Raw genomic sequence first — 13134 nt, 5'->3', positions numbered from 1 at the left:
CCCCCTGTTTTTAGAGGCCCCGCTGCCGCCGCACCTGCCTGTACAGATACAGGCTCAACACCAGCCCGCAGGCCGCCGCCGCAGCAGCAAACAGAAACATCGAAGCAAACCCGAACCCTGCCGCCACCGCGCCCACCAGCGGCCCGGTTACTCCCAGCGATAAATCGATGAACAGCGAATAAGCCCCCACCGCCGCCCCACGGTTGGCCGCCGACACCTGGTTCACCGCCTCCACGCCCAACGCCGGGAACACCAGCGAGAAGCCGAACCCGCTCAGCGCGGCCCCCGCCAACGCCAGTTCGGCACTGGGCGCCAGCCACAGCATCAGCAGCCCAAGCGTTTCCACCGACAGGCAGGCGATCGCCACCCGGAACCCGCCAAGCCGGTTGATCAGGTTGCCAAACAGCAGTCGTGCACTGATGAAGCTGGCGCCGAACAGGCTCAGGGTCAGTGCCGCATTGGCCCAGCCACGGCTGGCGTAATACAAGGTGATGAAGGTGGCGATGGTGCCAAAGCCGATCGAGCCCAGGGCAAGCCCCGAGCCGTGCGGGAACACCTTGCCCAGCACCCTCAGGAATGGCAGGCGCACGCCGCTGACGATCGGTGCGGCCTGTTTGGGCCAGGCCAGCAGCAAGCCGAGTGCACACAGCAGGATGATGCTCACGCCCATGCTCCACAGCCCCAGGCCCTTGACCATCAGCACGCCCAACGGAGCGCCGATGGCCAGCGCGCCATAGCTGGCGATGCCGTTCCAGGAAATGACCTTGGCCGTGTTTTCGGCACCTACGCGGCCAATGCCCCAGCCAATCGCACCGGAGCCCACCAGGCTTTCGGCGCTGCCGAGCACCAGGCGGCCGACCAGCAGGCAGGCAAGGCTCAGCCAGGGCAGGTGAGTGAGGAAGGCGCAGGCCAGCATGAACACCCCGCTGAGCCCGCAGCCGGCCAGGCCATACACGACCGCCTTCTTGCTGCCGTGGTTGTCGATGATGCGGCTGGCGGTGGGGCGGCTGAGCAGGGTGGCCAGGTACTGCACGCTGATCACCAGGCCCGCGACCACGGCACTGAAGCCCAGGTCGTTGTGCACATAGCCAGGCAATACGGCCAGCGGGATGCCGATGTTCAGGTAGCCGATGAAGGTGAAGAGGACGATGGAGACGACTTGCAGGGTAACCGCAAGGGGGCGCGGTGAGTGGGGCATGAGGGCCTACGTGGGTTCTGGACGGTGTGAAAACGTGATGACGGGGGTAGCCCGCAGGTCAGCCGTTTTCACACAGTCGGGGGATGCGCGGTTATTCCTGGTCAGCGCTGGATTGATCGTCACCATCCTGCTCGACGGCAGCTGCCGGTTCGGCGTGAACGGTCACGGTTGGCTCTTCTGGGTTCAGGCTTGGGAAGGGAAGATTCGGGATTTCATGCATCTCGTCGTTCCTCGCAAGTGTGAGTGAAAAGTCTGCGCCAGGCGCGTTTGAGGCTTCGCGAAGCAAGGGCAGGATACACAAGTCTGGATGACAGTTTGGTTTTTTTGCCGTTCATTTGTCGGTTTTGCGGGCGGATACCGGACCGGGGCAGGCCGCTGACTGCAGCGGCCCTTGGGGTCACATCAGCAGTTTGCTGCGTAAATCGCCGAGTAACTGCCGGGTGAGGTTCAGGCCATTGAGCAGATAGTTGTCCATGTCACCGTAAACGATCGCTACTTGTTCGAGTGCGGCGTTCAGGTAGTGCGCATCGACGCCCATGACCGGAGCGTAGATGGCCCTGGTTTCCTCTGGCATGGCTACCAGCGCAGCGTTGATGCGCTGGGCGGTGTAGGTGTTGGTTGCCAGGTAATCGTTCATGAGCGTGGCCTCATCGGCACCTGCAATGCTCAACAACAGTGCCGAAACCCAGCCGGTTCGATCTTTGCCTGCGGAGCAGTGGAACAATACCGGGCCTTGGGTTTCAGCCATTGTCGTCAGGACTTCGCCTAACACCTCTCGAATTGCAGCGCTCTGCACAAAGTCGCGATTTACATCCGCCATGAATGCGGCTGTCTGTTCACCGCTCTCAAAGCTGAATGTACTGAGGTCGGTCCTTTCGAAACGCTCACGCAGTACATTGAACTGCCGATAGGTAGCGCCGCTGGGGATCATGTCTGGTTCTGCCTTGATCTCTTGGTCAGCGCGCAGGTCGAAAATGGCGCGAATGCCAAGTTCCTCCAGCAGGAGCATGTCGGCAGCGGAGGGGATCACGGCGTTGCTGCGGTAGAACGCATTGCTGCGTAGGGTTCCGTGGCAGGTAGAGTATGCCGTGACGGTTCCCGCTACATCACGAAAGTTGTCCATGCTGGGCAAGCGTGGTGTATCAAGCCTGAAGACATCTGGGCTGGCGCAGGCTTTTTGCGAAGCGCCAAGCGCAGTTTTCAGTTCGGGATTGTACGAGGATAGGAGACATTTTCTGTCTCGCGGATTTGAAGAGCGCCTAGTTTCAGATATGCGCGACAGCCGTTTCAGCGGCTGATTCCGAGAGAGACAGGCATTGGGCGATTGGGTATGACAGAAGCGTGGAGCCGGCGTGTATGAACCTGGCCGCGGCATGTACGCCGCAGTCAGGTTTACGGGCAGGGTGTCACTTGCGGCCTTCGGCAGCCTCGGCAACCTTGTCGGTGCGTGCGCACATGATGAAGTCATTGCGGTGCAGGCCTTTGATCGAGTGGCTCCACCAGGTCACAGTGACCTTGCCCCACTCGGTCAGCAGGCCCGGGTGGTGGCCTTCGGCTTCGGCGATCTCGCCCACGGCATTAGTGAACGCCAGGGCGTGCTTGAAGTTCTTGAACAGGAACACGCGCTCCAGCTCCATGTGGCCGTCACGTACTTCGATGTTCCAGTCCGGGATTTCGCGAATCAGTTCGGCCAGCTCTTCGTCGGTGACCTTGGGTGCGTCGGCGCGGCAGGCTTCGCAATGGGCTTGGTTCAAGGCATTCATGTGGTGTTTTCCGGTTCGAGTTGTTATCGGCAAGGTCGCTCAGGCAGCGACCTTGGGTGGAAACTTCGGTGCGTGCAGGCCCAGCTGCATGGCTTTGTGAACCATGCCCATGATGTCTTCGTGGGCCAGGTCGAACAGGCGCTTCATGTTCGGCAGCACGAAATACAACGGTTGCAGAATGTCGATGCGGTACGGTGTGCGCATGGCCTCGATCGGGTCGAAGGCCTGGTGCTCGGGCTCGTCAGACAGACTGTAGACGGTCTCCTTTGGCGACGAGAGAATGCCGCCGCCATAGATCTTGCGGCCCTGCGCGGTTTCCATCAGGCCGAACTCGATGGTCATCCAGTACAGGCGTGCCAGGTACACGCGCTGTTCCTTGGTCGCGGCCAGGCCAAGCTTGCCGTAGGTATGGGTGAATTCGGCGAACCAGGGGTTGGTCAGCAGCGGGCAGTGGCCGAAGATCTCGTGGAAGATATCGGGTTCCTGCAGGTAATCCAGCTCTTCCGGAGTGCGGATGAAGGTGGCCACCGGGAAGCGCTTGCTGGCCAGCAGTTCGAAGAAGGTCTGGAAAGGGATCAGCGCCGGCACCCGGGCAACCTGCCAACCGGTGGTGGCGCCCAGCACCTTGTTGATCTCGCCCAGTTGCGGAATACGGTCATGTGGCAGCTTGAGCTGGTCGATGCCGTCGAGGTATTCCTGGCACGCGCGGCCTTCGATCACTTTCAGCTGACGGGTGATCAAGGTGTTCCATACCGCATGCTCTTGCTGCGGGTAATCGATAAAACCATGCGCATCGGGCTCGCGTGCCACGTATTGCGTCTGTTTCATGTGGCTCTCCTGGTGAGGGCTTTTCTTGTTATGTGCAGGACATACCCAAGGAATATCCCTTCGCTGGCCACTTTGCACGGGGTTGGCCCGTGGAAGGTGTTGGCTTTTGGCGATGTTTTCGTAACGATAATTTTACAAAAAGGTGCAAGTGTCGGAAAATCCGAGGCATCTGGCTGAAGCTTCGGCTGTTTTTGTCAGCTTATCTTTACGACTTTTCCGCGCGGTGTTGAAAAACATTGGCGCTTCGAGAGCCTTCATGCGTATCAAAGTGCACTGCCAGAACCGTATTGGCATCCTGCGCGACATCCTCAACCTGCTGGTGGAGTACGGCATCAACGTGCTGCGCGGCGAGGTGGGCGGTGACCATGGCAACGCCATCTACCTGCATTGCCCGAACCTGATCAATTTGCAGTTCCAGGCGCTGCGACCGAAGTTCGAGGCGATTGCCGGGGTATTCGGTGTCAAGCGCGTGGGGCTGATGCCCAGCGAACGCCGGCACATGGAGTTGAATGCGCTGCTGGGGGCGCTGGACTTCCCGGTGCTGTCGATCGACATGGGCGGCAGCATTGTCGCCGCCAACCGTGCCGCTGCGCAGTTGCTGGGGGTGCGGGTGGACGAGGTGCCGGGCATGCCGCTGGCGCGCTATGTGGAGGACTTCGACCTGCCAGAGCTGGTGCGGGCCAACAAGTCGCGTATCAACGGCCTGCGCATCAAGGTCAAGGGCGATGTGTTCCTGGCTGATATCGCGCCACTGCAGTCCGAGCACGACGACAGCGAGGCGCTGGCTGGTGCGGTGTTGACCCTGCACCGCGCTGACCGTATCGGTGAGCGCATCTACAACGTGCGCAAGCAGGAGTTGCGCGGTTTCGACAGCATCTTCCAGAGCTCGCGGGTGATGGCTGCGGTGGTACGCGAGGCGCGGCGCATGGCCCCGCTGGACGCGCCATTGCTGATCGAGGGCGAGACCGGCACCGGCAAGGAGCTGCTGGCGCGTGCCTGCCACCTGGCCAGTCCGCGCGGCCAGTCACCGCTGATGGCGCTCAACTGCGCCGGGTTGCCCGAATCGATGGCCGAGACCGAGCTGTTCGGTTACGGCCCCGGGGCATTCGAAGGGGCGCGGGCCGAGGGCAAGCTGGGGCTGCTGGAACTGACTGCCGGTGGCACGCTGTTCCTCGACGGGGTAGGGGAGATGAGCCCGCGCCTGCAGGTGAAGCTGCTGCGTTTTCTGCAGGATGGCTGCTTCCGTCGCGTAGGTAGTGATGAAGAGGTGTACCTGGATGTGCGGGTGATCTGCGCGACCCAGGTGGATTTGTCCGAATTGTGTGCTCGTGGCGAGTTTCGCCAGGACCTGTATCACCGGCTCAATGTGTTGTCGCTGCACATTCCGCCATTGCGCGAATGCATGGATGGCCTGGAAGGGCTGGTGCAGCATTTTCTCGACCAGGCCAGCCGACAGATCGGCTGCGCCATGCCGCGCCTGGCGCCGGCGGCAATGGACAAACTCGGCCAGTATCATTGGCCGGGTAATGTGAGGCAGTTGGAAAACGTGTTGTTCCAGGCGGTTTCGTTATGCGAAGGCGGCGTGGTCAAAAGTGAACATATACGTTTGCCGGATTACGGCGTGCGCCCACCGCTGGGTGAGTTTTCGCTGGATGGGGATCTTTCGCAGATTGTCGGGCGCTTTGAAAAAGCGGTGCTGGAAAGTTTGATGGGAGAGTTTTCCAGTAGTCGGGCTTTAGGGAAAAGATTGGGTGTTTCGCATACGACCATTGCAAACAAGTTAAGAGATTATTCGCTTAACAAGTCTGTAGATTAGTTGTTTGGCAAAGAACCTGGGACTGCTGCGCAGTCCTATCGCGACACGAGGCCGCTCCTACAGGTACTGCGCCTGACTTGAAAGCTGCGCAATACTTGTAGGAGCGGCCTTGTGTCGCGATAGGGGCCCACTGGGCCCCCAATTCACAAGGCATCAGCCGTTCGAGCAGCCGTTCCCCATCACGCGGTATTCGAGAATGTGCTTCTGGCCCTTGGAGTCCTCGTAGGTCATGCGGGCGGGCACGACTTCGCACACATTGGGCACTTCGCTCATGGAAATGACGCGAGCAATGTCCAGGTGCTGCGAGTAACTGTACTGTTCAACCGGAATCTGCTCGGCATCTTTGGCTTCGCCGGCCATCGCCGCGCCGCAAAGACTGCCAAGTACCAATACCAGTAAAGCTTTCATTTTCAATTTACCTGTCTAAGGTCGTGAGGGGGCACGCGGCGCTTATGGCGCCGCGAGTATTGCTAGTTTTAACTATCGGGTTTGGATGGGGATTAACGCTTGCCTTCGTGGGGGCTGTTACCAGTTGTTAATCGCCTTGCCGTTGCTGGCGAGGTGAATTTTATGGCTGGGGCCAAGGCCGAAACAGTGGGTCTTTTGATAAAGTGTTTTGACAGAATCTGTAACAATCCTCTGGCAAGCGCCCCCTTTTTTTCTCGCCTGGGCTGTAAGGTGCGTGCCAGAGCGCTTTGCCAGAACGGGCGTACCAAATTACTACCAACGTCGAATGGCTTTTGTCGCTCTGGTACAGTTACAAACGGTTCCATACAAAAACAACTATTACACCGAGGTAACACAGATGAGTGCGGCTCCACTGTATCCCGTTCGTCCCGAGGTTGCGGCCACCACCCTGACCGACGAGGCCACCTACAAGGCCATGTACCAGCAGTCGGTGATCAACCCGGACGGCTTCTGGCGCGAGCAGGCCCAGCGCATCGACTGGATCAAGCCGTTCACCAAGGTCAAGCAGACCTCCTTCGACGACCATCACGTCGATATCAAATGGTTCGCCGACGGCACTCTGAACGTTTCCTCCAACTGCCTGGACCGCCACCTCGAAGAGCGCGGCGACCAGTTGGCCATCATCTGGGAAGGCGACGACCCTTCCGAACACCGCAACATCACCTACCGCGAACTGCACGAGCAGGTCTGCAAGTTCGCCAACGCCCTGCGTGGCCAGGATGTGCACCGCGGTGACGTGGTCACCATCTATATGCCGATGATCCCCGAGGCCGTGGTCGCCATGCTGGCCTGTGCGCGTATCGGTGCGATCCATTCGGTAGTGTTCGGCGGCTTTTCGCCCGAGGCGCTGGCCGGCCGTATCATCGACTGCAAGTCCAAGATCGTGATCACCGCCGACGAAGGCGTGCGTGGTGGCCGGCGTACCCCGCTCAAGGCCAACGTCGACCTGGCGCTGACCAACCCTGAAACCAACAGTGTGCAGAAGATCATCGTGTGCAAGCGCACCGGTGGCGACATTGCCTGGCACCAGCACCGCGACATCTGGTACGAAGACCTGATGAAAGTCGCCTCCAGCCACTGCGCGCCGAAAGAGATGGGTGCCGAGGAAGCGCTGTTCATCCTCTATACCTCCGGCTCTACCGGCAAGCCGAAAGGCGTGCTGCACACCACCGGCGGCTACCTGGTATACGCAGCGCTGACCCACGAGCGTGTGTTCGACTATCGCCCGGGCGAGGTGTACTGGTGCACCGCCGATGTGGGTTGGGTCACCGGCCACAGCTACATTGTCTACGGCCCGCTGGCCAATGGCGCCACCACCCTGCTGTTCGAGGGCGTGCCGAACTACCCTGACATCACCCGCGTGTCGAAGATCGTCGACAAGCACAAGGTCAACATCCTGTACACCGCGCCGACCGCCATCCGCGCGATGATGGCCGAAGGGCAGGCTGCTGTTGAAGGTGCCGATGGGTCCAGCCTGCGCCTGCTGGGCTCGGTGGGTGAGCCGATCAACCCCGAAGCCTGGAACTGGTACTACAAGACCGTGGGCAAGGAGCGTTGCCCGATCGTCGACACCTGGTGGCAGACCGAGACCGGCGGCATCCTGATCAGCCCGCTGCCGGGTGCTACCGGCCTCAAGCCGGGCTCGGCAACCCGCCCGTTCTTCGGTGTGGTGCCGGCGCTGGTGGACAACCTGGGCAATCTGATCGAGGGCGCTGCCGAAGGCAACCTGGTGATCCTCGACTCCTGGCCGGGCCAGTCGCGTTCGCTGTACGGCGACCACGACCGTTTCGTCGATACCTACTTCAAGACCTTCCGTGGCATGTACTTCACCGGCGACGGTGCGCGCCGCGACGAGGATGGCTACTACTGGATCACCGGTCGCGTGGATGACGTGCTGAACGTATCCGGTCACCGCATGGGGACTGCCGAGATCGAGAGTGCCATGGTGGCGCATGCGAAAGTGGCCGAGGCTGCGGTGGTGGGTGTGCCGCACGACATCAAGGGGCAGGGCATCTATGTGTATGTCACCCTCAATGCCGGTATCGAGGCCAGCGAGCAGCTGCGCCTGGAGCTGAAGAACTGGGTGCGCAAGGAAATCGGCCCGATCGCCTCGCCGGATGTGATCCAGTGGGCGCCGGGGCTGCCGAAGACCCGGTCGGGCAAGATCATGCGCCGCATCCTGCGCAAGATTGCCACGGGTGAGTACGATGCACTGGGTGACATCTCCACCCTGGCCGACCCGGGCGTGGTGCAGCACCTGATCGATACCCACAAGGCGATGAGCCTGGCTTCTGCCTGATTGCGAAGCAGGGAAGCGCGGCTTTGTTCAATTCCTGTGGGAGCGGCTTTAGCCGCGAAGAACCCAGCGCGGTGGATGGCACCGGCGTTGCCGGTGTTCGCGGCTGAAGCCGCTCCCACAGGGTAAGGCATGCGCCTGAGGCCTGTACTGTATCTGTGAGATCAGCCAACAAGAACCCCGCCCGGGCAACCGGCGGGGTTTTTGCTTTACTGTTACCCGACATTCATCGGTAACTGTTCTGTCACCGACGCCGCACAATATCGGGGCGGCAGGAAACAATTCCGGCCTGTTTCGGGGCGTTTTCGCAGCGTTTTTTGCGACTCGGCACGCTGCACTTGCCGTAATACAAGGCTTTGCCAATAATAGGCCCGGGAATTGCTAGTACTATAGGTTCTATTTCTTGCGCTTTTGCATATTTTGCAATGGCTGTCAACATCGCCCGCTGCCGTTTCAAGCGCTTCTGTAAGTAGTTGTCGCTTTGAAGAAATATCGACTACCGGGCTGTCGTTAAAATGCCACTCACTCGCTCGTGGTCTGCGACCTTGGTCGAACCCTGCGCGGCTCGCGTTGTACCCATTCGCATATCGGGCAGCCGTTACCTGCCTTGTATTGCTTCGTACCGATGGAGTTACCTGATGAAGAAGCTCGCACTGCTTGGCGCCCTGGCGCTGTCCGTGTTTTCCCTGGTGTCGCAGGCCGATGAAAAACCGCTGAAAATCGGCATCGAAGCCGCCTACCCACCCTTCGCCTTCAAGCAGCCAGACGGCAGCATCGCCGGTTTCGACTACGACATCGGCAACGCCCTGTGCGAAGAGATGAAAGCCAAGTGCACCTGGGTCGAGCAAGAGTTCGACGGCCTGATCCCGGCGCTGAAAGTGCGCAAGATCGACGCCATCCTGTCGTCCATGTCGATCACCGACGACCGCAAGAAATCGGTCGACTTCACCAAGCGCTATTACCTGACCCCGGCGCGCCTGGTGATGAAGGAAGGTACCGCCGTCAGTGAAAGTCTGGATGAGCTCAAGGGCAAGAAGATTGGTGTGCAGCGCGGTTCGATCCACGACCGCTTCGCCAAGGAAGTACTGGGCGCCAAAGGTGCCACCGTGGTTCCTTACGGCACCCAGAACGAAATCTACCTGGACGTGGCAGCTGGCCGCCTCGATGGCACCGTGGCTGACGCCACCCTGCTGGAAGACGGCTTCCTCAAGACCGACGCCGGCAAGGGCTTCGCCTTCGTAGGCCCGTCCTTCACCGACGCCAAGTACTTCGGTGACGGCATCGGTATTGCCGTGCGCAAGGGTGACAAGGCCAACGTCGACCGCATCAACGCTGCCATCGACGCCATCCGCGCCAACGGCAAGTACAAAGAAATCGAGAAGAAGTACTTCAACTTCGACATCTACGGTCCAGACTCGAACTAAGACGTCGGGTTTCACCTGTGCAATGGTGCAAACAGCAGAGGCTCTGAGGTTTGCACCATTTTTCATTCTCTAGGTCGAGGACCTCATCATGTTGAAAGGCTACGGGGCAGTCATCCTCGACGGGGCGTGGCTGACGCTTCAGCTCGCCCTGTCGTCGATGGCCCTGGCCATCGTGCTCGGCCTGATCGGTGTGGCGCTGCGCTTGTCGCCGGTGCGCTGGCTGGCCTGGCTGGGCGATCTGTATTCCACGGTGATTCGTGGCATTCCGGACCTGGTCCTGATCCTGCTGATCTTCTACGGCGGGCAGGACATCATCAATCGGGTTGCGCCGCTGCTCGGTTATGAAGACTACATCGACCTGAATCCGCTGATCGCGGGTATCGGTACCCTGGGCTTCATCTTTGGTGCCTACCTGTCGGAAACCTTCCGCGGTGCGTTCCTCGGTATTCCGAAAGGCCAGGCCGAAGCGGGCGTGGCGTATGGCATGAGCAACCGCCAGGTGTTCTTCCGCATCCAGGTGCCGCAGATGATCCGTCTGGCGATTCCGGGCTTCACCAACAACTGGCTGGTGCTGACCAAGGCCACCGCGCTGATTTCGGTAGTCGGCCTGCAGGACATGATGTTCAAGGCCAAGCAGGCGGCCGACGCCACCCGCGAACCTTTCACCTTCTTCCTGGCGGTCGCGGCCCTGTACCTCGTACTGACCAGCATCTCGCTGCTGGCCCTGAAGTATCTGGAGCGCCGCTACTCGGTTGGCGTCAAGGTGGTTGAGCTATGATCTTCGACTACAACGTCGTCTGGGAGGCACTGCCGATGTACTTCGGCGGCCTGCTGACCACCCTCAAGCTGCTGGCGATTTCGCTGTTCTTCGGGCTGCTGGCGGCCATTCCGCTGGGGCTGATGCGGGTTTCGAAGCAGCCGGCAGTCAACCTGGTTGCCTGGCTCTACACGTATGTGATCCGCGGCACGCCGATGCTGGTGCAGCTGTTCCTGATCTACTACGGCCTGGCGCAGTTCGAGGCGGTGCGCGAAAGCTTCCTGTGGCCGCTGCTGTCCAGCGCTACCTTCTGCGCCTGCCTGGCGTTTGGCATCAACACCAGTGCCTACACCGCCGAAATCATCGCCGGCAGCCTCAAGGCCACACCGCATGGCGAGATCGAGGCGGCCAAGGCCATGGGCATGTCGCGCATGAAGATGTACCGGCGCATTCTGCTGCCGTCGGCCCTGCGCCGGGCGCTGCCGCAGTACAGCAACGAAGTGATCATGATGCTGCAGACCACCAGCCTGGCGTCGATCGTCACCCTGATCGACATCACTGGCGCTGCGCGCACGGTCAATGCCCAGTACTACCTGCCTTTCGAGGCCTATATCACGGCGGGCGTGTTCTACCTGTGCCTGACCTTCATCCTGGTGCGCCTGTTCAAGATGGCCGAACGCCGCTGGCTCGGCTACCTGGCGCCGCGCAAGCACTGACCGCTTTGTGAGAATCGACAGCATGTACAAACTCGAAGTCCAAGACCTGCACAAGCGCTACGGCAGCCATGAAGTGCTCAAGGGCGTGTCCCTGTCGGCCAAGGCAGGCGATGTCATCAGCATCATCGGCTCCAGCGGTTCGGGCAAGTCGACCTTCCTGCGCTGCATCAACCTGCTGGAGCAGCCGCACGCCGGCAAGATCCTGCTCAACAACGAAGAGCTGAAGCTGGTACCGGGCAAGGACGGCGCGCTCAAGGCTGCCGACCCGCGTCAGCTGCAGCGCATGCGCTCGCGCCTGTCGATGGTTTTCCAGCACTTCAACCTGTGGTCGCACATGACTGCGCTGGAAAACATCATCGAAGCGCCGGTGCACGTGCTGGGCGTGAACCGCAAGGAGGCCCTGGAAAAGGCCGAGCACTATCTGGCCAAGGTCGGTGTCGCCCATCGCAAGGACGCCTTCCCGGGGCACATGTCCGGCGGCGAGCAGCAACGTGTGGCAATTGCCCGGGCGCTGGCCATGGAGCCGGAGGTCATGCTGTTCGACGAGCCGACCTCGGCGCTGGACCCGGAGCTGGTCGGCGATGTGCTCAAGGTGATGCAGGCGCTGGCCCAGGAAGGCCGCACCATGGTGGTGGTGACTCACGAAATGGGCTTTGCCCGTGAGGTGTCAAACCAGCTGGTGTTCCTGCACAAGGGCCTGGTGGAAGAAACCGGCTGCCCGCGCGAGGTGCTGGCCAACCCGCAGTCGGAGCGCCTGAAGCAGTTCCTCTCCGGCAGCCTCAAGTAAAAACTGCATTTTTGCACCAGAATAGGGCATGCTGCGCGGCGAGCGCAGCCTGACCCGGCGCACAGACTCGAACGACCTCAGGTTTCGGACCGCACCCTATGACCACCCAGCGAATCGGTTTTCTCATCTGGCCCAGTACCAGGCCCTTGACCCTGGCGCTGGCCGAGGAAGTGTTGCAGGTGGCGCAGCGGGTGCACCCGGAGGTGTCCTACGAGCTGGTCTTCCTGCAGGCGGAACCGGCGCAAGAGGGTAGCTGGCGCCTGCCGGGCGAGCCGTGGAATGGCCGCCTTGAGGGGTGTCAAAAGTTGTTCCTGTTGGCTGACGAGCAGCCGTCGGCGGTGGGGGCGGCGTTGTCGTCGGCGCTCAAGCAGCTTGCGCGCAGTGGCTGCATGGTCGGCGGCCTGTCGGCCGGGGTCTACCCTCTGGCCATGCTGGGCCTGCTCGACGGTTACCGGGCTGCGGTGCACTGGCGCTGGCAGGATGATTTTGCCGAGCGCTTTCCCAAGGTGATCGCCACCAGCCACCTGTTCGACTGGGATCGCGATCGTCTGACTGCTTGTGGCGGCATGGCCGTGACCGACCTGCTGCTGGCAGTGCTGGCCCGTGACCACGGGGCGGAACTGGCCGGGGCGGTGTCGGAGGAGCTGGTGGTCGAGCGCATCCGCGAGGGTGGCGAGCGCCAGCGCATTCCGCTGCAGAACCGCCTGGGCTCCAGCCATCCCAAGCTGACCCAGGCGGTGCTGCTGATGGAGGCCAACATCGAAGAGCCGCTGACCACCGACGAAATTGCCCAGCACGTGTGCGTGTCACGCCGGCAGCTGGAGCGCATCTTCAAGCAGTACCTGAACCGCGTGCCGAGCCAGTATTACCTGGAGCTGCGGCTGAACAAGGCGCGACAGATGCTGATGCAGACCAGCAAGTCGATCATCCAGATCGGGCTGTCCTGTGGCTTCTCCTCGGGGCCGCATTTTTCCAGTGCCTATCGCAACTTCTTTGGTGCAACGCCGCGGGAGGATCGCAACCAGCGGCGTAGCAGTAGTCCGTTCGAGCTGAGCTCGGCGCCTGCCGAAAAAGGCTGAGT

13 protein-coding genes are annotated in these 13134 nt (G+C 61.0%); 7 read left to right on the top strand and 6 right to left on the bottom strand.

The genetic code is table 11. The features are described from left to right. Positions 1-10: 10 nt before the first annotated feature. The 5 genes from J5M58_RS00360 to phhA all read right to left on the bottom strand — a co-directional run bounded on the left by J5M58_RS00360 (position 11) and on the right by phhA (position 3789). Positions 11-1198 (bottom strand): MFS transporter, encoded by a 1188-nt coding sequence (locus J5M58_RS00360; protein WP_112253166.1) that lies wholly within the window; start codon positions 1196-1198, stop codon positions 11-13. 91 nt (positions 1199-1289) lie between these two features. Then, positions 1290-1418 carry a hypothetical protein gene (locus tag J5M58_RS28245; RefSeq protein ID WP_015271274.1) on the bottom strand — a complete coding sequence of 43 codons (129 nt, stop codon included), beginning with the start codon at positions 1416-1418 and terminating at the stop codon, positions 1290-1292. A gap of 177 nt (positions 1419-1595) precedes the next feature. Further along, the gene (locus J5M58_RS00355; protein WP_207876877.1) at positions 1596-2321 is read right to left on the bottom strand and encodes a tyrosine-protein phosphatase; all 726 of its coding nucleotides are present in this window, start codon (positions 2319-2321) and stop codon (positions 1596-1598) included. Between the two features lie 283 nt (positions 2322-2604). Then, positions 2605-2961: a 4a-hydroxytetrahydrobiopterin dehydratase gene (locus tag J5M58_RS00350; RefSeq protein WP_112253164.1), complete on the bottom strand. Its 357-nt coding sequence runs from the start codon at positions 2959-2961 to the stop codon at positions 2605-2607. A gap of 39 nt (positions 2962-3000) precedes the next feature. Continuing rightward, positions 3001-3789: a phenylalanine 4-monooxygenase gene (gene phhA, locus J5M58_RS00345; protein WP_133974508.1), complete on the bottom strand. Its 789-nt coding sequence runs from the start codon at positions 3787-3789 to the stop codon at positions 3001-3003. 256 nt (positions 3790-4045) lie between these two features. Between phhA and J5M58_RS00340 the strand changes: the two genes are divergently transcribed. Continuing rightward, a complete protein-coding gene (locus tag J5M58_RS00340) occupies positions 4046-5605 on the top strand; it encodes a sigma-54-dependent transcriptional regulator (RefSeq protein WP_112253162.1) in 1560 nt (519 codons plus the stop codon). A 153-nt stretch (positions 5606-5758) separates the two neighbouring features. Here the strand turns inward: J5M58_RS00340 and J5M58_RS00335 are convergent, their stop codons facing one another. Continuing rightward, entirely contained in the window at positions 5759-6013 is a 255-nt protein-coding gene (locus J5M58_RS00335; RefSeq protein ID WP_003260110.1) for a DUF2790 domain-containing protein, read from the bottom strand. 397 nt (positions 6014-6410) lie between these two features. Between J5M58_RS00335 and acs the strand changes: the two genes are divergently transcribed. The 6 genes from acs to argR all read left to right on the top strand — a co-directional run bounded on the left by acs (position 6411) and on the right by argR (position 13132). Further along, a complete protein-coding gene (acs, locus tag J5M58_RS00330) occupies positions 6411-8372 on the top strand; it encodes an acetate--CoA ligase (RefSeq protein WP_112253161.1) in 1962 nt (653 codons plus the stop codon). Positions 8373-9007: 635 nt separating this feature from the next. Continuing rightward, on the top strand, positions 9008-9793 hold the full coding sequence (locus tag J5M58_RS00325; RefSeq protein WP_112253160.1) for an ABC transporter substrate-binding protein: 786 nt from the start codon (positions 9008-9010) through the stop codon (positions 9791-9793). Positions 9794-9881: 88 nt separating this feature from the next. Further along, positions 9882-10571 carry an ABC transporter permease gene (locus J5M58_RS00320; RefSeq protein WP_207876875.1) on the top strand — a complete coding sequence of 230 codons (690 nt, stop codon included), beginning with the start codon at positions 9882-9884 and terminating at the stop codon, positions 10569-10571. Then, positions 10568-11266 (top strand): ABC transporter permease, encoded by a 699-nt coding sequence (locus J5M58_RS00315; protein ID WP_003260115.1) that lies wholly within the window; start codon positions 10568-10570, stop codon positions 11264-11266. The genes J5M58_RS00320 and J5M58_RS00315 overlap by 4 nt, the downstream gene beginning before the upstream one ends. A gap of 22 nt (positions 11267-11288) precedes the next feature. Further along, the gene (locus J5M58_RS00310; RefSeq protein WP_025340127.1) at positions 11289-12053 is read left to right on the top strand and encodes an ABC transporter ATP-binding protein; all 765 of its coding nucleotides are present in this window, start codon (positions 11289-11291) and stop codon (positions 12051-12053) included. 98 nt (positions 12054-12151) lie between these two features. Then, positions 12152-13132, top strand: a complete 981-nt coding sequence (gene argR, locus J5M58_RS00305) for a transcriptional regulator ArgR (RefSeq protein WP_112253158.1) — start codon at positions 12152-12154, stop codon at positions 13130-13132. Positions 13133-13134: the final 2 nt, after the last annotated feature.

Origin of the sequence: Pseudomonas sp. 32_A (assembly GCF_017490905.1) — a bacterium.
Taxonomy (GTDB): domain Bacteria; phylum Pseudomonadota; class Gammaproteobacteria; order Pseudomonadales; family Pseudomonadaceae; genus Aquipseudomonas; species Aquipseudomonas inefficax.
This window is presented reverse-complemented; position numbering and strand designations above follow the sequence as displayed.

Excerpts from the sequence above, each read along its gene's own strand:
- J5M58_RS00320 (WP_207876875.1), top strand. The coding sequence starts at position 9,882 with ATGTTGAAAGGCTACGGGGCAGTCATCCTCGACGGGGCGTGGCTGACG.
- J5M58_RS00350 (WP_112253164.1), bottom strand. The coding sequence starts at position 2,961 with ATGAATGCCTTGAACCAAGCCCATTGCGAAGCCTGCCGCGCCGACGCA.
- J5M58_RS00325 (WP_112253160.1), top strand. The coding sequence starts at position 9,008 with ATGAAGAAGCTCGCACTGCTTGGCGCCCTGGCGCTGTCCGTGTTTTCC.
- J5M58_RS00335 (WP_003260110.1), bottom strand. The coding sequence starts at position 6,013 with ATGAAAGCTTTACTGGTATTGGTACTTGGCAGTCTTTGCGGCGCGGCG.
- phhA (WP_133974508.1), bottom strand. The coding sequence starts at position 3,789 with ATGAAACAGACGCAATACGTGGCACGCGAGCCCGATGCGCATGGTTTT.
- argR (WP_112253158.1), top strand. The coding sequence starts at position 12,152 with ATGACCACCCAGCGAATCGGTTTTCTCATCTGGCCCAGTACCAGGCCC.
- J5M58_RS00355 (WP_207876877.1), bottom strand. The coding sequence starts at position 2,321 with ATGGACAACTTTCGTGATGTAGCGGGAACCGTCACGGCATACTCTACC.
- acs (WP_112253161.1), top strand. The coding sequence starts at position 6,411 with ATGAGTGCGGCTCCACTGTATCCCGTTCGTCCCGAGGTTGCGGCCACC.
- J5M58_RS00310 (WP_025340127.1), top strand. The coding sequence starts at position 11,289 with ATGTACAAACTCGAAGTCCAAGACCTGCACAAGCGCTACGGCAGCCAT.
- J5M58_RS00360 (WP_112253166.1), bottom strand. The coding sequence starts at position 1,198 with ATGCCCCACTCACCGCGCCCCCTTGCGGTTACCCTGCAAGTCGTCTCC.
- J5M58_RS00340 (WP_112253162.1), top strand. The coding sequence starts at position 4,046 with ATGCGTATCAAAGTGCACTGCCAGAACCGTATTGGCATCCTGCGCGAC.
- J5M58_RS28245 (WP_015271274.1), bottom strand. The coding sequence starts at position 1,418 with ATGCATGAAATCCCGAATCTTCCCTTCCCAAGCCTGAACCCAGAAGAG.
- J5M58_RS00315 (WP_003260115.1), top strand. The coding sequence starts at position 10,568 with ATGATCTTCGACTACAACGTCGTCTGGGAGGCACTGCCGATGTACTTC.